We start from the raw sequence: 23,948 nt of genomic DNA on the forward strand, positions 1-23,948 counted from the left end.
TCGGCGCGCGCCGACAGGCTAATGGCTGTTGCAGGCAGGATGACAGGAAAAAATGCGGATCGGCCCCGTTTGCGGCTTGGAGGCGGCGTTCGCTGCCAAAATGAACGCCCCAACGTCTTTCCGCACCTGGACAAAGATCATCCCCCCCTTGCAGGGGAGGTGGCTGGCCGGAGGCCAGACGGAGGGGTGTCGCGCTCTCGACAGGGCGATACCCCTCCACCACCGCTACGCGGCGGTCCCCCTCCACTTGCAGGGGAGGAATTTTTCATGCCGGGCTGGCAAAGCGCATGCCGCCAAAAAAAGAAGGCCCGGCCATCCGCATGGGATGACCGGGCCAATCGGGTCAGGCTGGGAGCCGCCCCGTAACTTGTGCCTGCCTCAGCTCTTTTTTTCGGGCGGCAGGGTGATCTTCACATCCTCGCCATTCTGGCCGGGGAAGTTGGTGAACATGGCGTCGATCAGGTTGGGGACGAGGTAGGTCAGCTTGTTCGACAGCGATTGCGCGCTGGCCTTCCCCTCGAACAGGCGGCGATTGTCGGCCGCGCGGTCGATTTTGAGGCTCAGGTCGCTGGTATAGACGGTATAGCTCGACACATCGTTGAAGCCGCCGGCGCCGAACAGCCAGGGATCATAAAAGCCATAGCCCCATGGGCGACCCCAACGGCCACCCCAGCCACCCCAAGGACCACCGCCCCAGCCGCCATAGGGGCCGCCAAAGCCGGTCGAGCGCACCTTTTCGCGGCCATTGTCGACATCATAGGCGACGCGCACGATAAGGTCGGCGCTGGCCGGATCGCCAGCCGCGACATAGCCGGTCTGGCTCAGGCGCTGGCCGACCATCGCGGCGTAATGGGAAAATTCAAGGCCACCAGCCAGTTGCGGATTGTCCGCGACGATGGTGAAACTCTGGCCAGCCGGGGCGGGGAGCTGTTGAAAGCGGGCGACGTCGGCCTTGAACGGCGTCGCGCAGCCAGAAAGCGCAGCCAGCGCCAGAGCGGGGGCCGCGAACATGCCGAACTTCTTGAAACGGGTCATTTTTCTGCGTCCTGTACCAGGCATGAAGCCTAATCAACTATGTGCGCGTTGCGATAGCAAAACGCAACTGAACATCATTTGAACGCACGAAGTAACCGAACGGGCGCAAAGCATGTTCTGTCAATTGAAGGACGTCGCGGACCCGCCAAACCCGTCAGCGCATCAGGCCCATCGCATCATAGGCCGCACGCAGCGTCGGCTCCGCCGCCGCCGCCGCCTTTGCCGCGCCCTTGTCCAGGATCGCGTCCAGCATCGCGTCGTCGGTCCGCAATTGCAGGAAGCGTTCGCGAATCGGGCGCAGCGTTTCGACCAGCACTTCGCCCAGCACAGGCTTGAACGCGCCAAAGCCCTTGCCGGCAAATTCGGCGCAGACCGCATCGGTCGTGCGGCCAGTCATCGTCGCCAATATGCCGACCAGATTGGTCGCTTCGGGACGCCCGGCTAGCCCTTCGGCAGTTTCGGGCAGCATGTCCTGATCGCTCTTGGCTTTCTTCACCTTGGCCATGATGGCATCGTCATCGTCGGTCAGGTTGATGCGGCTTAGATCGCTGGGGTCGGATTTGGACATTTTCGCCGTCCCGTCGCGCAACGACATGATGCGCGCCGATTCCTTGGGGATGATCGGCGCGGGCAGGGTAAAGACGTCCCTGCCGAAATCCGTGTTGAACTTGGTCGCGATGTCGCGGCACAGTTCCAGATGCTGCTTCTGGTCCTCGCCCACCGGCACATGGCTGGCCTGATAGAGCAGAATGTCGGCGGCTTGCAGCACCGGATAGACGAACAGGCCGACCGACGCGCCTTCGCGGTCCTTGCCTGCCTTGTCCTTGAACTGGGTCATGCGGTTCAGCCAGCCGATCCGTGCGGTGCCGTTCAGCAACCAGCACAGTTCGGCATGGGCGGGCACGCGGGCCTGGTTGAACAGGACGGAGCGGTCGGGGTCGATCCCGGCGGCGACCAGCGCGGCGGCCATGTCGCGCACGTTGCGGATGCGCTGTTCGCGCCCCTCATGCACGGTGATCGAATGCATGTCGGCCAGGAAGAAGAAGCACTGGCTCTCCGAGTTCATCTCGTCCTGCATCTTCACCCAGTTGCGGATCGCGCCCAGATAATTGCCAAGGTGCAGATTGCCGGTGGGCTGGATGCCGGAAAGGACGCGCATGGATCGATTAACTCGCTTTGGGCGCACGGCGCAGGGCGCCACGCAATTCGCTGATACTATAGGCCCGGACGATCAGGGCCGCCGCCCCATAGACCAGACCGCCAATGCCGCACAACAGGCCAAGCGCGATGATGCGCTGCGTCACGCTGCCCGACATATAGGGATCGACCAGCGGATTGAGCAGCAGCAGCGCCACGCCCATGATCGCGCTGGCCAGGATGATGCGCAGCGCCTTGCCCCGGAAACGGGCATCCATGCGCAACTGGTCGCGGCGGTGGAGCAGCCAGTAGAGGACCAGCACATTGACCCAGGCGGCGATCGCGGTGGAAATCGCCACGCCGACATGACCGAAGGGCCAGATGAGGGTCAGATTGCCGACCAGATTGAACAGCATGGAAAACACCGCGACCCGCACGGGCGTTTTCGTGTCCTGCCGTGCGTAGAAGCCGGGCGTCAGCACCTTGATCAGGACATAGGCGGGGACGCCAAGGGCAAAGGCGGCAAGAGCGCCCGCCGCGCCGATCGTGTCGTTGGCCGTGAACGCGCCATGTTGCAGCAGCCCGCGAATGAGCGGCGTTGCCGACAGGCATAGCGCGACGGCGGCGGGCAGGGCCAGGAACAGCGCCAGTTCCATCGCCCGATTCTGGGTATGGCTGGCCGCCTGCTCATTGCCAGACCCGATCTGGCGCGAAAGCGCGGGCAGGATGGCGGTGCCGACGCCGATGCCGATCAGGCCGAGCGGCAACTGGTTCAGCCGGTCGGCATAATAAAGATAGCTGACCGCGCCCTGTGGCAGGAAGCGGGCGGCAAGGCTGGTCGAGATCAGCAGATTGAACTGGATCGCCCCCGCGCCCAGCGCCGCCGGGCCGATCAACGACAGCAACCGGCGCACCTGGGGCGAGAGGCGCGGGCGCTGGAGCCGCAGCACCACACCCGCCCGGCGACAGGCCCAGGTCAGCCATAAAAGTTGCAACACCCCCGACACCGTGACTGCAATCGCCTGCGTATGCGCGGTTTCGATCGGGGTAGCGCCGCGAAAAAACAGCACGGCGCCGATCATGCACAGGTTCAGCAGCACGGGCGCGGCGGCATTCACCCAGAAACGGTCGAGCGAATTCAATATCCCGCCCAGCAACGACACCAGGCTGATCAGCGCCAGATAGGGGAAGGTGATGCGGGTCAGCGTGACGGCCAGGTCGAACTTGGCCGGGCCGCCATCGGGAAAACCGCCGGTCATTGCCCAGACCACCGGCGCGGCCAGCACCATCATGAGGCCGGTGAACAGGACCAGCACCGGAAACAGGATCGACAATATCTGCCCGGCAAAGGCGACCGCCGCCGCCTTGCCGCTGCCCGGCGCGTCCCTGTCCCCTTCCGCCATCGTCCGGTTGAACATCGGCACGAACACGGCGGCAAAGGCGCCTTCGGCAAACAGGGCGCGAAACAGGTTGGGCAGGCGCCAGGCGATCAGAAAGGCGTCCGACGCCAGCCCCGCGCCCAGAAAGCGCGCGACCAGCATGTCGCGCACCATCCCCAATATCCGACTGATCAGCGTCAGCCCGCCGATGGTGGAGGTGGCTCTCAGCAGGCCCATGACAATATCTCCTCCACCCGTTCGCCCCCGACCGAGCGGGGGGGCAGGCTCTGAGCCTGTCGAAGGGCCGTCCTTTCTTGCGCAAAGACGGACAAGGCGTCGACAGGCTCAGCCCGAACGGAGGGTGAGTTCATACAGGCTCAGGCGTGGCCAGCAGGCTCGCCTGCGGTCGTTTCCATCTGCTGCGCCTGTTGCAGGTACAGTGCGCCAAAGTCGATCGGGTCGAGCAGCAGCGGCGGGAAGCCGCCGTCGCGGATCGCATCGGCCAGCACGCGACGGGCGAAGGGGAAGATAAGGCGCGGCGCTTCGGCCAGCATGAAGGGCTGGACCTGGTCTTCGGGCACATTGCGCATGCCGAACAGCGCGGCATAGAGCAGTTCGACGGCAAAGGCGGTGCCCTGCGGTGCGACGGCCTTGACCTCGATCTTCAGCGACACTTCCAGCACCTCGTCGCCCACCTTGTCGGCGCCGATGTTGAACTGGACGTCGATCTGCGGCTGGTCCTGCCATTGGTAGCAGGCGGGCGCGTTCGGATTCTCGAAAGAGAGATCCTTCACATATTGGCTGATCAGCGCGATCTGCGGTGCGGTATCGGCGCCATTCATCTGGCTGTTCACGGTGAAATTGGTGTCGACTTCGTCGGCCATTGTCTGTCCTGGCTTTCCCTGTTGTCCGGTGGGCGGCAAGCCCCCCTGTGCGATGACCCGCGCGCTTAGCAGGGGCGGAAGGGCAGGGCAATGCCGCGCCGTGCAACCCCCTATTTGAAGTTGTGCGCAAACATGCCTATGTTGTTCGGAACATTGTTCCCACACAAAGGGTATAGCCTTCCGTGTATGTGATTGTCATCCTCGCCATGATCGCCGGTTTTCTGGCGCTGCGGCTCTATTCCGTGCTCGGCAAGCGTACCGGGCATGAGCAGGAGCCTGCGCTGCGCCCGGCGGAGGACCGCGCCAAGGTGACGGTGCTGCAACCGCGCCCCGCCACTGAGATGTCGGGCGATTCGGTGCGTCTGGCCGATGGATTGATCGCGCCGGGTGCCGAAATGGGCGTCCGTGCGCTGATCGCCGCAGACCGCAGCTTCGACGTGCCGCAATTTGTCGATGGCGCAAAGAGCGCCTATCGCATGGTGCTGGAAGCCTTCTGGCGCGGCGATCGGGATGAAATCGCCTGGTTGTGCGACGACGATGTGCGCGCGTCGTTCGAGGAGGCGATCGCCGCCCGCGAGGCGGAGGGTCATGTCCTCGACAACCGGCTGGTCCGTATCGAAAAAGCGCGGATCGTCGAGGCGTCGGTCGATGGCCGGATCGCACAGGTTGCGCTTCAATTCGAAGCGGACATCGCGGCGATCACCCGCGACAAGGACGGCAATGTCGTTGCCGGATCGATGACCGACGCGATCGGCACCAACGACATCTGGACCTTCACCCGCGACATTCGCAGCGCCGATCCCAACTGGAAGCTCAGCGAAACCGACGAGGCGTGATCGCAGCATGAATTTTCGGCATAGGGCGGGCGCGCTGATGGCGGCGCTGGCACTGTCCGCCTGCGCGGGCGGCATGATCCCGCCCTCTGCCGGCGGCCCCGCTCCGTCGCGTCCCGTGCCGTCGGGTACGGCCACGCGCCCTACGCCTGCTGTACCGCGGCCGACCTTGCCGGTCGAAATGCCTGCCGATCCGGCGATGGACAGCAGCACCGCCGCGGGCCTTGGCGTTACGCGCGGCCCTGACATCGCCAGCCTGATCCCGTCGGGCGAACGATCGCGGCTGGCGCTCGAAGCCTTCCGCATATCCTGCCCGACGCTGATGCGCCGCACCGACCAGAGCGGCCTGACCAAGGGGTCCGACTGGAACAATAGCTGCGCGGCGGCGGCTAGCTGGCCCGAAGCATCCGCCAGCGAATTTTTCTCCCGCTATTTCGAAGCGGTGCAGGTGGGCGCCGGCACGGCCTTCGTCACTGGCTATTATGAGCCGGAAATCGCGGGATCGCGCACCCGCCAACCGGGCTATGAGGTTCCGATTTACCGCCGCCCAACCGACCTGATCGACGTCGATCTCGGCCAGTTCAGTGACGCTCTGAAAGGCCGCACGATCCGGGGCAAGGTATCCGGCACCAAATTCATCCCCTATGACGAACGCGCCCAGATCGTGGCTGGCTCGCTGGCCGGACGCGGGCTGGAACTGGCCTGGGCGGCTGATCCGGTCGAGTTTTTCTTCCTTCAGGTGCAGGGCAGCGGGCGTCTCAATCTGCCCGACGGCAGCGTCATGCGGATTGGCTATGACGGGCAGAATGGCCGCGACTATAGCGGCATCGGCAAGCTGATGAAGGATCGCGGCCTGATTCAGGTGGGGTCGATGCAGGACATCATGGCCTATCTGCGCGCCAACCCGGTCGAGGGCGCGGCGATCATGAATGAAAACAAGAGTTTCGTCTTTTTCCGCGAACTGACCGGCGCTGGACCGATCGGCGCGCTGGGCGTGCCCGTGACGGCGGAGGCGACTGTGGCCGCCGATCCCAAATTCATTCCGCTGGGCGCGCCGGTGCTGCTTTCGCTTGATCGGGCCGAACCCAATGGCGTGTGGATCGCACAGGATACTGGCGGCGCGATCAAGGGGGCCAATCGCTTCGACAGTTTCTGGGGCGCAGGCGCGCGGGCGCGGGGCATTGCCGGTGGCATGTCGGCGCGCGGCAGCGCGCTGGTCCTGCTGCCGATTGGTTCGGCGGCGCGCCTCGCAAGGCCCTGACCGGTCGTCCGATGGCGCGGCGGCACCTGTCCCCTGATGAGGCCGCGCTCTGGACCGCGCTGACCCGATCGGTCCGGCCGATCCGGCCGCATGGCCGCGTGATGCCAGCGCTCCCGACGCAGCCAGTGGCCATCACGCCCAAAACAGGGTTAACGCCGCCGCTGCTGCAGACGCCGACCCCCGTCGCGGTGCGTACACCGGCCGCCGTGCTCGATACCGGCTGGGAAAAGCGCATTCGCGGCGGCACGATCAGCCCCGACATGAGCATCGACCTGCATGGCCACAGCCTGTCGGCGGCGCATGTCCGGCTAAATCAGGCGATCGCATCGGCGCTGGCGCGCGACGCCCGCGTCCTGCTCGTCGTCACCGGCAAGCCGCCCAAAAACGCAGCGGATGGCGCTTCGCGGCGCGGGGCCATCCGTGGCGAAATCGGTCATTGGATCGAAACCAGCCCCTATGCCGACCGCATAGCCAGCGTGCGCATCGCCCATCCGCGTCATGGCGGCGACGGTGCGCTCTACCTTGTTTTGCGGCGCAAAAAATAACGCCATCCCCCGCTTTCGCTGATCTTTTCTTAACCACTGTCCTTCATATCCGGCGGATCATGATCCTGTTCGGGGTCGCTTGCGGGGGTAAGGAGGCAGATGCACGGCGTAACGTTGAAAAGCCGCGCCGCTGCCTTTGCCTGCGCCGCGGGCGCGCTGGTGTTCATCCTGTCGCTGGTGCTGGGCTATACGCCCGGCGCGCAGGATGACATCGTCCAGATCGGCCGCGCGCTGATCATCGCCATTCTGTGCGGTACGATGAGCTGGGCGTCGGCGCGCCGCACCATCGCCACCACCGCGACGGCCATCGACGCCGCCACCGAACGCCTGCTGGCCGCCGCCCATGGCGATCTCCAGTCGTCGGTGCCAAGGGAGATCGGGCTGGAATTGCCGGATCTGTCGGTCGCGCTGGAAAGCCTGTTCAGTCAGGTCCGCACCAATCTCGACCATGTCCAGGCGCTTGCCCTGTTCGATCAGGTGACCGGGCTTGCCAATCGCACCAGCTTCTGCCGCCAGGTCGAACGCCTGCTGGCCGAGCGGGAGGAGGGGGGCATGGCCGCCCTGTTCTTCATCGACCTGGACGGGTTCAAGGGCGTCAACGACACGCTGGGCCATGCCGCGGGCGACCAGCTGCTCGCGCGTGTTGCGGGCCGGCTGCGCGAAGTGGTGATGGCGCAGATCGGCGCAGGGATGGGGGACGCGGTCATCGGTCGCCTTGCCGGTGACGAATTCACGATGTTCTTCCCGACCCTGTCGGGCCACAACGCCGCCGCGCGCATCGCCCGCGCCATCCAGTTCGCGCTGGGTGAGCGCTTTGACCTTGGCAGCCAGCATGTCGATCTGGGCGCGTCGATCGGCATCGCCTGCTATCCCGACCATGGCGATACGCTGTCCACCCTGCTGCGCGCCGCCGACATCGCCATGTATCATGCCAAGCATGAAGGGCGTGGCCGCGCGGAAATGTACAGCGACGCGCTGGCGCTGGAAGCGTCCGACCGCGCCGACCTGGAGCGCGACCTGCTTCTGGCACTGGAGCGCGACGAATTTCTGCTGGAATTCCAGCCGCAGATCGACATTCAGACGGGCCGCGCCGTGGCCGCCGAAGCCCTGGTGCGCTGGGCGCATCCAGAGCGCGATATCGTCATGCCCGGCGTGTTCGTGCCGGTGGCGGAGGAAAGCGGGACCATCGTCGCGCTGGGGGACTGGGTGATGAGCCGGGTCTGCGAGACGGCCGCCCGCTGGTCGCGCGCAGGCATTCATCAGCGGATCGCCATCAATATTTCCACCCGCGAACTGGGTCAGGCCGATTTTTTCCTGCGCCTGCGCCACGCCATCGCCACGCATCAGGTGCCAAACGGCATGCTGGAACTGGAAATCACCGAATCGCTCGCGATGGACATGGAAGCGAGGGTGCTCGACCAACTTGCCGCCCTGCGCCGCGATGGGTTGCGTATCGCGATCGACGATTTCGGTACCGGCTATTCCAACCTGTCGCGATTGAAGGAATTGCCGGTCGACCGGGTGAAGATCGACCGCAGCCTTGTGCGCGACATTGCCACATCATCCGAAGCGCGGACCATCTGTTCGGCCGTCGTCGGCCTGATTCAAGGGCTTGGCATGGAAGTGGTGGTCGAAGGCATAGAGAATCAGGCGCAGATGGACATGCTGCGCGTCATCGGCTGCACCCTGTTTCAGGGCTATCATCTGGCGATGCCGACCGGCGAGCAGGATTATCTGGGCCGCTACACCGGGAACCCCGCCATGCTGGAACGCGACGCGGGTTAAGCGCCGACTGGCTGACCCAGCGCCCGCTCCACGATCAGCCGGTAAATCTCGACCAGATCGTGCAGATCCTGCACCGCGACGGCCTCGTCCAGCTTGTGCATGGTCGCATTGTTCAGGCCAAACTCCACCACCGGGCACAGGCGCGAGAGGAAGCGCGCGTCTGACGTGCCCCCCGTGGTGGACAGTTCCGCCTCCACGGCGGTTACTTGCCGGATCGCGCCCGACACCAGATTGGACAATGTGCCCGGTGCGGTCAGAAAGGGTTCGCCGCTGATCTTGGCCATCACCGTGCCGCCCTCGGCCGCCGCGATCGCACTGATCCGTTCGACGAGCGAAGCACCGCTATGCTGATCGTTGAAGCGTATAGAGATGCGCGCGTTCGCCGCGCCGGGAATGACATTGGTGGTCGGGTTGCCAACCTCCATGTCGGTAATCTCTATATTGCTGGGCTGGAACCAGTCGGTCCCTTCGTCCAGCACCAGCGCATCGATCGCGGCCAGGATGCGGACCAGACGGGGCACGGGATTGTCGGCCAGGTGCGGATACGCGACATGGCCCTGGGTTCCGGCCACGCTGATCCACATATTCACCGACCCGCGCCGCCCGATCTTGACCACATCGCCCAGCCGGGCCGACGATGTCGGTTCACCCACGACACACAGGTCCGGGCGCAGTTCGCGCGCGGCCATCCGCTCCATCAGCGCCAGCGTGCCATAGACGGCCGGGCCTTCCTCATCCCCGGTGATGATCAGGCTGATCGTACCGGGCAGGTCGTCGGACAGGGTGCCCAGCGCGGCGACGAAGGCAGCGATCGATCCCTTCATGTCCACCGCGCCGCGTCCGTAGAGCAGGTCGCCGCGAATCTCCGGCGCGAACGGATCGCTGGTCCAGCCGGGACCGGGTGGCACCACGTCCAGATGTCCGGCAAAGGCGAAGTGCGGCCCTGCGCCGGTAGTGCGCCATGCCAGCAGATTTTCGACCGGCCCGTCGGGCGCTTCGCCGACCACGAACCGATCCACGGTAAAGCCCAAAGGCAGCAGCATGTCCTCAAGCGCGGCGAACACCGCCCCGGTCGCTGGCGTTACGGATGGACAGGCAAGCAGCTGCCGGGCAAGCGCCACCACGTCATCATTGGCTCTGGTCATGGTCATGCCCGTGCGTTAGCGAAAGCCATGCCGCTTGACCAGCAGCAGCAGGAGAAGAGGCCGTGCCACGGATCGATCCAGAAATAGTCGCGCTGACGAACACCACCGGCTATCCGCCGCCGCATGATAAGGCCGTGGCGCATCGATGGGTGCGGCGGCTGGGACCGGCGCTTGGCCTTACCGATTTTGGTGTCAGCCATGTCGTGCTGAAGCCCGGCGGCGCATCGTCCCAGCGCCACTGGCATGAGGATGAGGATGAATTTGTCGTCATGCTGGCAGGCGAGGCGGTGCTGGTGGAGAATGACGCCCGCACGCCCATGCGGTCGGGCGACATGGCGGTCTTTCCCAAGGGTGAGCCCAATGGCCACCATCTGCTGAACGAAAGCGACGATGATTGCGCGTTTCTTGCCTTTGGTCGTCCGCCATCGGGGGATTGCCATTATCCCGACATAGACCTGTTGTGGACGGATGGCGGCTATAGGCGCAAGGACAGGAGCAGCTTTTGACGATCGCACTGGATCGCCGCGCGCTGATGGGCGGCATGGGCGCGCTGCTGGTCGCGGCCAAGTCCCCGCCGGTCGCGCCCCCACCCGTCGCGCCGCCGACGCTGGTGAAGCCGCCCCGCCTGCGGCCCGGTGACACGGTCGGGCTGATCGAACCGGCGGGCTTTACCGATGACGGGTTCGACCTTGATCTGGTGCGCGAAACCATCGTCGCCATGGGGCTGAAGCCCAAGGATGCGCCCCATCTGGCGCAGCGCCATGGCTATCTGGCGGGCAAGGATGCGGATCGGGCGGCGGACATCAACGCCTTCTATGCCGATCCATCGGTCAAGGCGTTGTTCGCGGTGCGCGGCGGCTGGGGCTGCGCGCGCCTGCTGCCCTATCTGGATTTCGCGACGATCCGCGCCCACCCCAAGCTGCTGGTCGGCTTTTCGGACATTACCGCGCTGCATCTGGCTTTCGCGGCGAAGGCGGGCTTTACGACCATTCATGGTCCCAATGCCGCGAGCAGCTGGGGCAAATTATCCTGGGACGCTTTTCGTGCCGTGGCGTTCGACGCGGAAACCCCGACCTTCGCCAATCCGCCGGGGACGGAGGACCGGCTGGTCCAGCGCAGCGGGCGTATCCGCACCTTTCGCCCTGGCATGGCGCGCGGGCGGTTGCTGGGCGGCAATCTTACCGTGCTGGCGGCGCTGATGGGCACTGGCTGGCTGCCCGACTTTACCGGCGCGATCCTGTTTATCGAGGATATTGACGAAGCCCCCTACCGGATCGACCGGATGCTGACCCAGTTGGCGCTGGGCGGGGTGCTGGGAAAGCTGGCGGGCGTCATATTCGGTCAGTGCAGCAGCTGCACCGCCGCCGGCCCCTCCTATGGCGGCTTCACGCTGTCAGAAGTGCTGCAACAGCATCTGGAGCCACTCGGCGTCCCGGCGTTTCAGGGCGCGCTGTTTGGCCATGTCGCCAACCAGTTCAGCCTGCCGGAAGGGGTGCAGGCGGAAATGGACGCTGGCGCAGGTACGATCAGGTTGCTGGAGGCGGCGGTCACCTGAAGCATGATCATTTCAGGGTAAACTCCAACCTTCGTTCGTTTCGAGCGAAGTCGAGAAACCTGTGCGCGACGTTTCTCGACTTCGCTCGAAACGAACGGATGATGGGTGCTCATCGGATTTCCCCAATCACGCAATCGCCAGCACGCTGGTCAGCACGATCCGCACCAGTTCCGCCTGTCCGCGCGCGCCGGTCTTGGCATAGATTTTCTTGCTGTAATTGCGCGCGGTTTCCACCGTGATGCCAAGGTTCGCCGCAGCCTCGCTGATGGGAATGCCCTGCGCGATCGCCCAGGCAAGGCGCGCCTCGCTTGGCAGCAGGCCGAACAGTTCCACCAATTGTTCGCACCGGTCCGCCTGCGACCAGCGATCGCCGCTCAGATAGGCGATCGCCACCGGGGTCGATCCCGCCGACACCGACCGCCCCCGGATAGGCGAGACCAATATGTCCATCCATGGATCGCGGCTGAGGTTGATCGCGCGCGGTCGACTGTCCGGGTCGTCGGCCATCTGCTTGACCAGCGCGGTCAGTTCCCGGTCGATCAGCGGCGATTCCGGGGTCAGCCGGTCATAGCGCCCGCGCCGCAACACGCTGGTACGCTGGAACAACTGTTCGACATGGGCCGTCATGTCGATAATGCGGCAGCGCGCATCGAGCGTCAGCCAGCCGAAATTGAGCCGCCCGAACGCTTCGGTCGTCAGCGTCGATCGCAATTTCTCCCGCTCCAGCGCAACGAAGGATCGCAACGCGATACGCAGATGCGGCGCCAGCCCCGTCAGCAGCGCGCTGACCGCCGATCCGATCGAGGCTCCTCCCGCACAGGCCAGCCAGCCATCCACGCCGCTGGGCTCGGTTACGCGGATCGACCGCATGTCCGTTATCCCCTGCGGCAACACCGGGTCGCGGGGCAGGGCGCGATCGACCGGGGCGCTCTGTTCCAGCAATTCGGCCAGCGTATAGGCCCGTCCTTCGCGCATGTGGCGATAGGGGAAGGGGTCGCGGCCATATTTTTCGATGAACAGGCTGTGCAAATGGGTCGGCGGCGGCGGTCCGGCATGCAATTCGACGATCGCATCCTCGTCCACCGGGCGAAAGACCAGCGTCGTATAGATGGCGCCGGTGCGCATTCGCAGTTTTTCAAGAAAGTCATGCCACAGCGGTTGCTGGAACATCCCTTCGTGCAGGGCCGCCAATAATCCGCCATCGTCCAGCCGCATGGGCCATGTTCATACATCCTCCCATATGGGAGGTCCAGTCCTTTGGCTTTGCTGCCATAGGTGACGCACAATCAAGCCGAGGACCGCATGGTAGACGCAAAAACCTTGACCCATCTGGAGCGACTCGAAGCCGAGAGCATCCACATCCTGCGGGAAGTGGTGTCGGAGGCGGAAAAGCCGGTCATGCTCTATTCCGTCGGCAAGGATTCAGCCGTGATGCTGCATCTGGCGCGCAAGGCCTTCTATCCTTCGCCGCCGCCTTTTCCGCTGCTGCATGTCGACACGACCTGGAAGTTTCAGGAAATGTACAAGCTGCGCGACCGGATGGCGCAGGAAAGCGGCATGGAATTGCTGGTCTATCAGAATCAGGAAGCCAAGGACCGGGGCATCAACCCGTTCGAACATGGCGCGCTCCACACCGATATGTGGAAAACCGAAGGGCTGAAGCAGGCGCTCAACCTCTACGGTTTCGACGCAGCCTTTGGCGGCGCGCGCCGCGATGAGGAAAAGAGCCGTGCCAAGGAGCGCATCTTCTCGTTCCGCACCGCCTCCCACGGCTGGGATCCCAAGAATCAGCGCCCGGAACTGTGGAACCTCTACAATGCCCGCAAGGCGAAGGGTGAGAGCATTCGCGTCTTCCCCATCTCCAACTGGACCGAGCTCGACATCTGGCAATATATCCACCTGAACGACATTCCGATCGTTCCGCTCTATTTCTCGGCCAAGCGCCCGACGGTGGAGCGCGACGGCATGTTGCTGATGGTCGATGATGACCGCTTCCCGCTCGAACCGGGCGAAGTGCCGGTCGAACGCTCGATCCGCTTCCGCACCCTGGGCTGCTATCCGCTGACCGGCGCGGTGGAGAGCGAGGCCGCGACCCTGCCTGAAGTCATTCAGGAAATGCTGCTGACCACGACGTCGGAACGGCAGGGCCGCGCGATCGACAAGGACGCCGGCGGCGCTGGCATGGAGAAGAAGAAGCAGGAGGGCTATTTTTGACGCGCCACGGAATGCGCAGCGTTCCGAAGCGTCAACCCCAGCGAAAGCTGGGGCCTCAGGCCGCCTGACTCTTCCCAAGATCAACGAGATCCCAGCCTTCGCTGGGATGACGAGGTAGCGATATGACCGACACCCTCACAGACCCCATCTACAAGACCGACGCCCTTATTGCCGAGGATATCGACGCCTATCTGGATGTGCATCAGCACAAGACGATGCTGCGCTTCATCACCTGCGGGTCGGTGGATGACGGCAAGTCGACGCTGATCGGTCGGCTGCTCTATGACAGCAAGATGATCTTCGAGGATCAGCTTGCCGCGCTGGAGGCCGACTCCAAGCGCGTCGGCACGCAGGGGCACGAGATCGACTTCGCCCTCCTCGTCGACGGCCTTGCCGCCGAGCGGGAACAGGGCATCACGATCGACGTCGCCTATCGCTTCTTCGCTACCGAAAAGCGCAAGTTCATCGTCGCCGATACGCCCGGCCACGAACAATATACCCGCAACATGGTGACCGGCGCGTCCACCGCGGACCTGGCCGTCATCCTGATCGACGCGCGCAAGGGCATATTGACGCAAACCCGTCGCCACAGCTACCTCGCCCATCTGATCGGCATCCGCAACATCGTGCTGGCCGTCAACAAGATGGATCTGGTCGACTATGATCAGGCGGTGTTTGACAAGATCGTCGCCGATTACACCGAATTTGCGAACAGCATCGGCATCACCGCCTTCACGCCGATGCCGATTTCCGGTTTCAAGGGCGACAATATCACCGGCCCGTCGGAAAACACGCCCTGGTACACCGGCCCGGCGCTGATCGAGCATCTCGAAACCGTCGAGGTCAACAGCGCGGTCGATGCCGACAAGCCCTTCCGCATGCCGGTGCAGTGGGTCAACCGCCCGAACCTCGACTTCCGTGGCTTTTCCGGCCTGATCGCCACCGGCACGGTCAAGCCCGGCGACGCCATCCGCGTCCTGCCGTCGGGCAAGACCTCGACCGTCAGCCGCATCGTCACGATGGATGGCGATCTGGATCAGGCCGTCGCTGGCCAGTCGGTCACGCTCTGCTTCGCCGATGAAATCGACTGTTCGCGCGGCGATGTCATCGCGCTCGCCGACAATCCGCCGCAGGCCGCCGATCAGTTCGAGGCGACGATCGTGTGGATGGCCGATGAGGAGATGCTGCCCAGCCGCTCCTATTGGCTCAAGATCGGCACCCAGATGGTCACCGCGACCATCCAGCAGCCCAAATATCAGGTCAACGTCAACACGATGGAGCATCTGGCGGCCAAGACGCTGGATCTCAACGCCATCGGCGTCGCCAACCTGTCCACCGACAAGCAGATCGTGTTCGAACCCTATGCCCAGAACCGGACGCTGGGCGGCTTCATCCTGATCGACAAGATCAGCAACGCCACGGTCGCCGCGGGCATGCTGCACTTCTCGCTTCGCCGGGCGCAGAATGTCCATTGGCAGGCCACCGACGTCAGCCGTGAATTCCACGCCGGGCTGAAGAATCAGAAGCCGGCGGTGCTGTGGTTCACCGGCTTGTCGGGTGCGGGCAAATCGACCATCGCCAACCTTGTCGAAAAGAAGCTGGCGCGGATGAACCGCCATACCTTCCTGCTCGACGGCGACAATGTCCGCCACGGTCTCAACAAGGATCTGGGCTTCACCGACGCCGACCGGGTGGAAAATATCCGCCGCGTGGGCGAAGTCGCCAAGCTGATGACCGATGCGGGGTTGATCGTCATCACCGCCTTCATCTCGCCCTTCCGTTCGGAACGCGACATGGTGCGCCAGATGATGCAGCCGGGCGAATTTATCGAGGTGCATATCGACACGCCGCTGGCCGATGCCGAAGCGCGCGACGTCAAGGGGCTCTACAAAAAGGCAAGATCGGGTGAGCTTAAAAACTTCACCGGCATCGACAGTCCCTATGAAACCCCGCTCGACCCGGAAATCCGCGTCGATACCGTGGCGATGACGGCCGAAGAAGCCGCCGACGCCATCGTCGCGAGGCTGATCCCATGAGCGGCGGCATGACTGACGCGGAACTCGCGGTCCATCTCGCCGAAACCGCCGGGCGCATCCTGCTGGAGGTGCGCGCCAGCGGGCTTTTCAGCCCCAAGGCGCTGGGCAAGGCAGGTGACCAGACCGCCAACCAGTTCCTGTGCCACGCCCTGCGCGAGGTGAGGCCTGAGGACGGCCTGTTGTCCGAAGAGGAAAAGGACAATGCGGATCGGCTGAGCCAGTCGCGTGTCTGGATCGTCGATCCGGTCGACGGCACCCGCGAATATGGCGAAGCGCGCGCCGACTGGGCGGTGCATGTGGGTCTGGCGATCGACGGCAAGCCCGCGATCGGCGCGGTCGCGCTGCCGGGGCTGGATGGCGGCGCCGTCATTCGCACCGACCAGCCGCGCGTGGTGCCGCCCGCCCCTGCGCAACTGCGCATGGTGGTCAGCCGCACCCGCCCCGCCGCCGAAGCGGTGGCAGTTGCGGAGAAACTGGGTGCGGAGCTGGTGCCGATGGGCAGCGCCGGGGCGAAGGCCATGGCGATCATCCTGGGGCAGGCGGACATCTACCTGCATTCGGGCGGGCAATATGAATGGGACAGCATGGCCCCGGCCGCCGTCGCGCTTGCCCACGGCCTGCATGCCAGCCGCATCGACGGCAGCCCGCTGATCTACAACCAGCGCGACGTCTACATGCCCGACCTGCTGATCTGCCGTAAGGAACATGCGGAACAGGTCTTGGCTCTGGTGGCGCAGGTGCAGGGGGCGGGCTGAGCGGACCATGTTGTTCCCCTCCCGCAGGCGGGAGGGGGCTAGGGGGTGGGCCAGCGCAGCGCAGCGATGGCCCACCCCGCTGCGACTAGGGCCTGCTACGCAGCCCCAAGTCTCGCTGCCCCTCCCGTCTACGGGAGGGGATGACGTCAGTCATCCACCCCAGCCGCCACCTTCTCCGCCGCTTCCATCACTCGCAGCACATTGCCGCCGACCAGCTTGGCCACCTCCGCGTCGCTCCACCCGCGCCGCATCAGTTCGGTCAGCAATGCGGGATAGGTCTCGACCCCGCCCAGGCCTTCGGGCAAATCACCCACGCCGTCGAAGTCGCTGCCGATGCCGACATGGTCGTGTCCAGCGATCTTGACGATATGCTCGATATGATCGGCCACCTGTCCGATCGTCGCTACCGGCTCCGGGTGTGCCGCTTCCCATGCCGCCAGCGCCTTTTCCGCGCCCTTGGGATCGCCGATATACAGCCCGCCAAAGGGCGGCGCATTATAGCGGGCAATCTCCGCGCTGCGGTCCGCGCCCCAGACGCGGCGGGCTTCGGACACATATTGCGCGGCGAAATTGACCATCACGACCCCGCCATTGGCAGCAACCTGCGTCAGCACCGCGTCCGATACATTGCGCGGCGTGTCGCACAGCGCGCGGGCGTTGGAGTGGGAAAAGATGACTGGCGCCTTCGTCACCCGCAATGCGTCCAGCATCGTTGCCTCGCTGACATGGCTCAGATCCACCAGCATGCCCAGGCGATTGAGTTCGCGCACCACATCCTCGCCGAACGGGGTCAGCCCGTCATGCTTCGGGTTGTCGGTCGCGCTGTCGGCCCAGTCGATCGTGCGACTATGGGTCAGCGTCAGATAGGCCGCGCCCAGCCCGCGATAGGCGCGCAGTACCGCCAGGCTGCCGTCGATCTGCCCGCCGCCTTCGACCCCGATCAACGACCCGATCCGCCCGGCCTTGTGCGCGGCACGCATCTGCGCTGCGGTCGTCACCAGCGCAAAGTCGCGCGGATAGCGTTCGGCCAGACTGTGCACCATACCGATCTGGTCCAGCGTATCCTTGACTTGGCGGTCCTGCGGCAGGTCCGCCGATACCCAGACCGACCAGAACTGCCCGCCAACGCCGCCAGCTTTCAGCCGCTTGATGTCGGTATGATATTGCTTCGGATCGAGTTGCGTCAGGTCCATCGTCCAGCGCGCGTCCTTCGCCTTTTCCGCCAGGGCTTCGGGCCAGTCATTATGGCCGTCGATCAGCGGCGTGGCTTTGAGGACGCGGGCGATCCGCGCCGCATAGGGATCGGGCGCGGCCTGCGCGGGCAGGGCGGCGAGCAGCAGCGGCAGCGCCGCAAGACGAAGGCATTTCATGGGGGCGAGGGTAGGCCTGCGTTTCCCCAAGTCAATCGCCGGCTTGTTATCCGAAGAATGTCCGTCCGGTGCGCTGGCGTTGCGCCGGGGCGGTGAAGATCGCGCCCGCCGATACGCGGCTGCCGCGCACCACCAGCAGCACCTGATCCTGCGCCTCCAGTCGCACTTCCTCACCGGGATGCTGGATGCTCTTGCCATTGGCATGGTCGATCTGGACGATAAAGAATGCACCCCGACCGCGTCGTTCCGCCTCTCCCACGGTCACGCCGGTCATCGCGCCCTTGTCCGGGACGACGACCATTTCCAGTTCCAGCCCGAATTCGTGCAGGCCGCGCTTCATCTGCCCCATTTCGGTCGAATCGGCGATGAACCCGGCGGTCGATGGATAGAGGATCATCTCGGCGATCCGCTCCGCGCCGATATGGGTGGGCAGCACGACCTTGTCCGCGCCTGCGTGCAGCAACTTGCTTTCCGTGGTCGGCGCCTCGCCCCGCGCAATGATCTCCAGGTCCGGATTGATGTTGCGGGCGGACAGGGTGATGAACACATTGGCGGCGTCATCGGGCAGGACGGTGGCCAATATCTTTGCCCGGTCGATGCGGACGGCGCGCAGCGCGCTTTCCTCCGTCGCCTCGCCGCGATGGCACAGATAGCCCAGCGTCTGCGCCTCGGCGATCTTGCCACCGTCGCGCTCCAATATGACAAAGGGCGTGCCCGCCGCGTGCAGTTCCTTGGCCAGTTGCACGCCGATCCGGCCAAAGCCGCAAATCACCACATGGCCATTCAGCCGTTCGATCAAAGTCTGCATGCGATCCAGTCCCAGCAATCGGCGTAGTTGAATGGCCGCGAACATCTGCACCAGCGCGCCGGTCAGCACGATCATGCCGGTGCAGCCCAGCACCATCGTGGCGATCGTCACGACGCGCAGATAGGGTGTGGCGATCGGCCGGACTTCGCCATAACCCACTGAAAATATGGTCAAAGTTACCATGTAGGCGGCGTCCGCGATCGGCCATCCCGCCGCGACATAGGCCGACACCGCCGCAACAAAGACGATGGCGACGAAGATCAGCGTCCCCACCAGCAACCGCGCCGGTGAGGCAAAGAGGCTGGCGGCGTCGCTGCCCGTCCGTTCCTGTGCCATCGATTCCGCTCCCCCGAAGCCGACAATGTGGTGGCGCTTTTGCGCGATCCTGTCGAGTCCGGTGATGACCGCATGGACGGATGCCGTTAGAGGGGAAGGCGATGACGATCGACCCGCTGCTCCTGCTGCAAGCCTATGCCATCGGCGTATTCCCCATGTCCGACGATCGGGAGGCAGAGGAAGTTTATTGGGTGGAACCCAAGCGCCGGGCGATCCTGCCGCTCGATGCTTTTCATATGTCGCACTCGCTGTCGAAAACGCTCCGTCGCGACCAGTTTCGCGTCACGGCCAATCGCAATTTCGCCGGGATTGTGGCACTATGCGCGCAGGCCGCGCCGGATCGGCCATCGACCTGGATCAATGGTCCGATCGAACAATCCTACCGCCAACTCCACGCGCACGGCTTTGCCCATTCCATCGAGGTGTGGGAGGGGGAGGAACTGGTCGGCGGGCTGTACGGGGTATCGCTGGGCCGCGCCTTCTTCGGCGAATCGATGGTGTCGCGTCGCACCGATGCCTCAAAGGTCGCGCTGGCCTGGCTGGTTGCGCGGCTGCGCTTTGCGGGCTTTACCCTGCTCGACTGCCAGTTCATGACCGAACATCTCCGCTCACTCGGCGCGGCGGAGATTGCCCAGCGTGATTATCTTCAGTTGCTGGGGGCGGCAGTCGGTGGCGTGCCGCTGGGGGCGGGATCGGGCGTGCTGTCGGCAGGCGCGGGTGTCGCTGCGGAACTGGCGTTCGCGCCGCTGGCACGGGATGCGGTGACTGGTTCGCCCTTGCCGCCGATCTTGACCGATGCGGGGCCGCTTTCGGGCCATGCCATCGCGCAGCTTCTGACCCACACATCATAGACCGGGTGCTGCACGACGTTACGGTCGGGTCGTTCGCGAAACAGCCAGCCGGAAAAATTGCGCCGCCATTTGCCGTCCGCGCTGCTGCGCACGTCCAACTGCACGAAAGCGCCGGTTTCCTGGACATTTTCCCATGGCGCGCTGGTTTCGCAGGCCTGAAGCCGCACGATCGCATCGCCCACGCGCAAGGCTTCGCCCGGCTTCATCGTCAGGTCGCGGGTCAGTCCGTTGCGCTTGTTGAGCAGGCCGATCACGGCCACCCGGTCTGCCATCGGCGTGCCGGGCAGGGTGGCGGCGTTGCTCGACTGGATCGGCGACCCCTGTACCTTGACCGGTCCGGTCTGGTTGGTGGTGGGCACGTCATTGCCGCCACAGGCGGACAGCGCCAACAGGGGGGCGCCAAGCAGGATCGGCAGGCAAGCCCCCGCCGGACGGCGGATCATGATGCGTCGGGGCTCCATGCCTCATAATCGCCGGTCGCCTTCTGGCGCAGGCCGCCCTTTTCCATCGCGCCGGACGGGCGATAGGCAAGCGCGGTGCCGGTGGCGTTGGGCGTGAATTCCCGTTCCCAGATGCGCGGCGGCGGCAGGAAGCTTTCGGGCGTCCCTTCGATCGAATGATGCAGCCAGCCGTGCCATTCGGCCGGAACCCGGCTCGCGTCATTCGTGCCGTTATAGATTACCCAGCGGCGCGGCACGCCATGGACGTCGCTGCCGCCTTCATAATAGACATTGCCCTGAATATCCTCGCCCACCTTCTGACCCTTGCGAGCGGTGAACAGCGAGGTGCCGATGGTCGCGCCATCCCACCAGGTGAAGATCTTGCCGAGGATTCCCATGGCTCACGCGCTTAGCCGCTGCGACGGGGGATTGGCAAGGCGTTTTGGGAGTGTGATGATGCCCATGAGGGGCAATGCGGCTGCAAAAAATTTACTTGTTCGCCGGGGCGTGACGATCATCCGGGGCAGAAATTCAATTCCGTCCGCAGTTTTTCCGTCGGCACGGCGCAGCCGCCCCATTGCACGACGTCGCCTTCCTTGATGCCCAGCTCTGCCGCGCGCCCACCGCCTATTTCCAGCACAGCGGCCACAGGAACGCCTGCCGACACCGGCTCGCGCGAATAGGGGACGCTGTCGGCGCCGATGAAGGCGATCGTCCCATCGGTGCGGATGAAGAGCATGTCGAGCGGGATCAGCGTATTCTTCATCCAGAAACTTGCCGTGCGTGGCGGGTCCATGGGGAACAGCATCCCCCCATTATCCGCCAGTTCCTTGCGGAACATCAGCCCCGCTTCCTGCTGCTGCGGCGTCGCGGCAACTTCGACGGCGAAGCGCCGTGCGCCGTTCCTGCTCTGGATCACAAGCGGCAACAGCGCAGTTGAAGGCGCAGCGCTGGCAGCCTCATTATCGACCATATTGCCGCCTGCCGAATTGCCGCCTGCCGACGGGGGCTGGCTGGAACAGGCCGTGAGCATGGCAAGAGCGATCAGGGCGGGAAAGCGCGTCATTGCGTCTGCCTAATGCGATTTGCGTGGCGAGGGGAGGGGGTTAACCTTCATTCCTCCGCTTCCGGCACTTGCCCGGGCGCGGCATCGACCCAGCGCCGGGCAACCGCATAGCTATGGCCCGCGCGCAGAAAGGCGGCGATCGCCTTTTCCCGCTGCTTGGGGTCGGGCGCTGCGCTGGCATAGGGGCCGATCCGTTTGCGCCGGGCATAGCGTTCCGCCGCGATCCAGCGTTCCGCATCCACCTGCGCATCGGCATCCGCGCGGTCGGCCGGGGCGATGCCCGCGGCGCGCAGGCTTTCGTCGATCCGGCGCGCGCCATAGCCCCGGCGACCCAGCGCCGCGCTCTTCATCACCGCATATTGGCTGTCATCGACATAGCCGAGGCCTGCCAGCCGATCGACCAGGGCGGGCAGGTCAGCCGGATGCTCGCCGCCCCAGCCGCATTCCCTGATCTTGCGTTGCAGATAGGCAAGCAGCTTGCCCCGGCTGGTCGCGAACCGGCTGACATAACGCAGCGCGGCGTCGCGCAGGCTGTCTTCGTCAAGCGGTGGGCGGGGGCGTTTGCTGGTCATATTGCGCCTTCATGCGCCGGCCGCCATCTTTATGCCACAGTCGGGCCGGAATTTCACCGTGCCTTATGCGCTAAAAGGGCGGACTGGAATCTAATATCCGGTGCATGTCGCGGTCAAAGATGATAGCGGCCGCGCCGATCACATAATTTATGACATTGGGTGAAACCAATATGACGGGTTCGCAAGAGATGATGGCACCGACGCCGACCACTGATGTTCTGCCGCGCCGTTTCTCGGACTTCGAGACGCTGGGCGAGGCGCTCGACTATGCGGCGCAGGGTGTGCGCGGCCTCAATTTCCATGATGCCCGCGGCAATCTGGCGCGGCCCTATCCGTTCAGCGAGTTGCGCAGCGACGCGATCGCCTGCGCCCATCGGCTGATCGCGCATGGCGTCAAGCCGCAGGACCGGGTCGCCCTGGTTGCGGAAACCGGCGTCGATTTCGCCCAACTCTTCTTCGGCATCATCTATGCGGGCGCCTGGCCGGTGCCATTGCCGCTGCCGACCAGCTTTGGCGGCAAGGAAAGTTATATCGACCAGCTTAATGTCCAGCTTTCCAGCTGCGACCCGATGCTGTTCCTGTTCCCCGCAGAACTGGCCGAGATGGCGGGTGAATCGGGCCGTCAGAAGGCGGTCGAGAGCATCGCATTTGAAGATTTCATCGCCCGCGATGCCGTTCCGGCCGACCTGCCCAGGGCGCAGGCGCAGGACATCGCCTATCTGCAATATTCGAGCGGATCGACCCGCTTCCCCCATGGCGTCGCCGTGACGCATCATGCGCTGCTCAGCAATCTGGCAGCGCATAGCCATGGCATGGAAGTGCAGGACAGCGATCGCTGCATCAGCTGGCTGCCTTGGTATCATGACATGGGGCTGGTCGGCTGCTTCCTGTCCGTCGTCGCCAACCAGGTGTCGACCGATTATATGAAGACCGAGGATTTTGCCCGCCGCCCGCTGGCCTGGCTGGACCTCATCAGCCGCAATGAAGGCACCTCGATCAGCTATTCGCCAACCTTCGGCTACGATATTTGCGCCCGTCGCATGTCCAGCCAGACCAAGGCGCAGGATCGGTTCGACCTGTCCCGCTGGCGGCTGGCCGGCAATGGCGCGGACATGATCCGTCCTGACGTGATGCAGAGCTTCGTCGACGCCTTTGCCGATGCTGGCTTTTCGCCCAACGCCTTCCTGCCAAGCTACGGCCTGGCCGAAGCGACGCTGGCCGTCACCATCATGCCGCCGGGCGAAGGAATCATCGTCGAACTGGTCGAGGAAACCGACCTGTCGGGCGGCGACGCGACCGAAGGCCGCCCACAGCGCTTCCGCTCGATCGTCAATTGCGGCAAGCCCGCGCGCGGCATGACCGTGGAAATCCGCGATGAGGATGGCGGCCCGCTGAACGAACGCCAGATCGGCAAGGTGTGGACCACTGGCCCGTCGCTGATGGTCGGCTATTTCCGGGATCAGGCCGCGACCGATGCCTGCATGGCTGACGGCTGGCTCGACACCGGCGACATGGGCTATCTGAGCGACGGCTATCTCTACATTGTCGGCCGCGCCAAGGACATGATCATCATCAACGGCAAGAATCACTGGCCGCAGGATATTGAATGGGCGGTCGAGCAGCTGCCGGGCTTCAAGCAGGGCGACATCGCCGCCTTCGCCATCACCACGCCGGGCGGGGAAGAAGCACCCGCGGTGCTGGTTCATTGCCGCACCTCCGACAATGACGAACGGTCCCGCCTGCGCGACCAGATTCGCGAACGGGTCCGCGCGATCACCGGCATGAACTGTGTCGTCGAACTGGTGCCGCCGCGCACCCTGCCACGCACCAGTTCGGGGAAATTGAGCCGGTCCAAGGCGCGCAACCTCTATCTGACCGGTGAGATACGCCCTTACGACATCGCGGCCTGAGGCTGATCGTCGCGCGATCGGCGGGCTTACC

At 64.6% G+C, this 23,948-nt stretch carries 22 protein-coding genes and 1 pseudogene; 11 read left to right on the forward strand and 12 right to left on the reverse strand.

Annotation, left to right across the window (positions count from 1 at the left end; all coding sequences use genetic code 11):
• Positions 1–378: 378 nt before the first annotated feature.
• The 4 genes from CJD35_RS08890 to secB all read right to left on the reverse strand — a co-directional run bounded on the left by CJD35_RS08890 (position 379) and on the right by secB (position 4,435).
• Positions 379–1,035, reverse strand: a complete 657-nt coding sequence (locus CJD35_RS08890) for a DUF4136 domain-containing protein (RefSeq protein ID WP_017180997.1) — start codon at positions 1,033–1,035, stop codon at positions 379–381.
• A gap of 154 nt (positions 1,036–1,189) precedes the next feature.
• Positions 1,190–2,194, reverse strand: coding sequence for a tryptophan--tRNA ligase (gene trpS, locus CJD35_RS08895; protein ID WP_017180998.1), 1,005 nt, complete (start codon positions 2,192–2,194; stop codon positions 1,190–1,192).
• A 7-nt stretch (positions 2,195–2,201) separates the two neighbouring features.
• Positions 2,202–3,788: a murein biosynthesis integral membrane protein MurJ gene (gene murJ, locus CJD35_RS08900; RefSeq protein ID WP_017180999.1), complete on the reverse strand. Its 1,587-nt coding sequence runs from the start codon at positions 3,786–3,788 to the stop codon at positions 2,202–2,204.
• Positions 3,789–3,928: 140 nt separating this feature from the next.
• Complete coding sequence (secB, locus tag CJD35_RS08905) at positions 3,929–4,435, reverse strand: protein-export chaperone SecB (RefSeq protein ID WP_017181000.1); 507 nt, start codon at positions 4,433–4,435, stop codon at positions 3,929–3,931.
• A gap of 182 nt (positions 4,436–4,617) precedes the next feature.
• Between secB and CJD35_RS08910 the strand changes: the two genes are divergently transcribed.
• The 4 genes from CJD35_RS08910 to CJD35_RS08925 all read left to right on the forward strand — a co-directional run bounded on the left by CJD35_RS08910 (position 4,618) and on the right by CJD35_RS08925 (position 8,859).
• A complete protein-coding gene (locus CJD35_RS08910; RefSeq protein WP_017181001.1) occupies positions 4,618–5,271 on the forward strand; it encodes a Tim44/TimA family putative adaptor protein in 654 nt (217 codons plus the stop codon).
• Between the two features lie 7 nt (positions 5,272–5,278).
• Positions 5,279–6,529: a murein transglycosylase A gene (gene mltA, locus CJD35_RS08915; protein WP_017181002.1), complete on the forward strand. Its 1,251-nt coding sequence runs from the start codon at positions 5,279–5,281 to the stop codon at positions 6,527–6,529.
• 11 nt (positions 6,530–6,540) lie between these two features.
• On the forward strand, positions 6,541–7,074 hold the full coding sequence (locus tag CJD35_RS08920) for a Smr/MutS family protein (RefSeq protein ID WP_017181003.1): 534 nt from the start codon (positions 6,541–6,543) through the stop codon (positions 7,072–7,074).
• Positions 7,075–7,173: 99 nt separating this feature from the next.
• Positions 7,174–8,859, forward strand: a complete 1,686-nt coding sequence (locus CJD35_RS08925) for a putative bifunctional diguanylate cyclase/phosphodiesterase (protein WP_017181004.1) — start codon at positions 7,174–7,176, stop codon at positions 8,857–8,859.
• On the opposite strand, the gene dapE is transcribed toward CJD35_RS08925, so the two are convergent.
• Positions 8,856–10,010, reverse strand: a complete 1,155-nt coding sequence (gene dapE / locus CJD35_RS08930; RefSeq protein ID WP_017181005.1) for a succinyl-diaminopimelate desuccinylase — start codon at positions 10,008–10,010, stop codon at positions 8,856–8,858. The genes CJD35_RS08925 and dapE overlap by 4 nt on opposite strands.
• A 56-nt stretch (positions 10,011–10,066) precedes the next feature.
• On the opposite strand from dapE, the gene CJD35_RS08935 reads away from it, so the two are divergent.
• Positions 10,067–10,510 carry a cupin domain-containing protein gene (locus CJD35_RS08935; RefSeq protein WP_017181006.1) on the forward strand — a complete coding sequence of 148 codons (444 nt, stop codon included), beginning with the start codon at positions 10,067–10,069 and terminating at the stop codon, positions 10,508–10,510.
• Between the two features lie 26 nt (positions 10,511–10,536).
• Positions 10,537–11,559, forward strand: a complete 1,023-nt coding sequence (locus tag CJD35_RS08940; protein ID WP_174703654.1) for a S66 peptidase family protein — start codon at positions 10,537–10,539, stop codon at positions 11,557–11,559.
• A gap of 126 nt (positions 11,560–11,685) precedes the next feature.
• Here CJD35_RS08940 and CJD35_RS08945 read toward each other — a convergent pair whose 3' ends face one another.
• A complete protein-coding gene (locus tag CJD35_RS08945) occupies positions 11,686–12,774 on the reverse strand; it encodes a helix-turn-helix transcriptional regulator (RefSeq protein ID WP_017181008.1) in 1,089 nt (362 codons plus the stop codon).
• Between the two features lie 87 nt (positions 12,775–12,861).
• Here CJD35_RS08945 and cysD point away from each other — a divergent pair, with 87 nt between their 5' ends.
• From cysD to CJD35_RS08960, 3 genes are all read left to right on the forward strand, one after another.
• On the forward strand, positions 12,862–13,773 hold the full coding sequence (gene cysD, locus CJD35_RS08950) for a sulfate adenylyltransferase subunit CysD (RefSeq protein WP_095687201.1): 912 nt from the start codon (positions 12,862–12,864) through the stop codon (positions 13,771–13,773).
• 122 nt (positions 13,774–13,895) lie between these two features.
• Positions 13,896–15,809, forward strand: coding sequence for a sulfate adenylyltransferase subunit CysN (gene cysN / locus CJD35_RS08955; RefSeq protein ID WP_017181010.1), 1,914 nt, complete (start codon positions 13,896–13,898; stop codon positions 15,807–15,809).
• Between the two features lie 8 nt (positions 15,810–15,817).
• On the forward strand, positions 15,818–16,564 hold the full coding sequence (locus CJD35_RS08960; protein ID WP_276324373.1) for a 3'(2'),5'-bisphosphate nucleotidase CysQ: 747 nt from the start codon (positions 15,818–15,820) through the stop codon (positions 16,562–16,564).
• 146 nt (positions 16,565–16,710) lie between these two features.
• Here CJD35_RS08960 and CJD35_RS08965 read toward each other — a convergent pair whose 3' ends face one another.
• On the reverse strand, positions 16,711–17,934 hold the full coding sequence (locus CJD35_RS08965) for a dipeptidase (protein ID WP_017181012.1): 1,224 nt from the start codon (positions 17,932–17,934) through the stop codon (positions 16,711–16,713).
• A gap of 46 nt (positions 17,935–17,980) precedes the next feature.
• Positions 17,981–19,078, reverse strand: coding sequence for a potassium channel family protein (locus tag CJD35_RS08970; RefSeq protein WP_017181013.1), 1,098 nt, complete (start codon positions 19,076–19,078; stop codon positions 17,981–17,983).
• A gap of 101 nt (positions 19,079–19,179) precedes the next feature.
• On the opposite strand from CJD35_RS08970, the gene aat reads away from it, so the two are divergent.
• Complete coding sequence (aat, locus tag CJD35_RS23520; protein ID WP_017181014.1) at positions 19,180–19,929, forward strand: leucyl/phenylalanyl-tRNA--protein transferase; 750 nt, start codon at positions 19,180–19,182, stop codon at positions 19,927–19,929.
• A gap of 35 nt (positions 19,930–19,964) precedes the next feature.
• Here the strand turns inward: aat and CJD35_RS23525 are convergent.
• From CJD35_RS23525 to CJD35_RS08995, 4 genes and pseudogenes are all read right to left on the reverse strand, one after another.
• Positions 19,965–20,390 (reverse strand): annotated as a pseudogene (locus tag CJD35_RS23525) (DUF2155 domain-containing protein); the annotation flags it as partial.
• Positions 20,369–20,767 (reverse strand): NADH:ubiquinone oxidoreductase subunit NDUFA12, encoded by a 399-nt coding sequence (locus CJD35_RS08985; protein ID WP_017181015.1) that lies wholly within the window; start codon positions 20,765–20,767, stop codon positions 20,369–20,371. The pseudogene CJD35_RS23525 and the gene CJD35_RS08985, both read right to left, overlap by 22 nt.
• 116 nt (positions 20,768–20,883) lie before the next feature.
• On the reverse strand, positions 20,884–21,435 hold the full coding sequence (locus CJD35_RS08990; RefSeq protein WP_095686993.1) for a DUF192 domain-containing protein: 552 nt from the start codon (positions 21,433–21,435) through the stop codon (positions 20,884–20,886).
• 47 nt (positions 21,436–21,482) lie between these two features.
• Entirely contained in the window at positions 21,483–22,007 is a 525-nt protein-coding gene (locus CJD35_RS08995; protein WP_017181017.1) for a regulatory protein RecX, read from the reverse strand.
• A 149-nt stretch (positions 22,008–22,156) separates the two neighbouring features.
• Here CJD35_RS08995 and CJD35_RS09000 point away from each other — a divergent pair, with 149 nt between their 5' ends.
• Positions 22,157–23,917 (forward strand): fatty acyl-AMP ligase, encoded by a 1,761-nt coding sequence (locus CJD35_RS09000; protein WP_017181018.1) that lies wholly within the window; start codon positions 22,157–22,159, stop codon positions 23,915–23,917.
• Positions 23,918–23,948: the final 31 nt, after the last annotated feature.

This window comes from Sphingobium xenophagum (genome assembly GCF_002288285.1).
GTDB lineage: Bacteria > Pseudomonadota > Alphaproteobacteria > Sphingomonadales > Sphingomonadaceae > Sphingobium > Sphingobium xenophagum.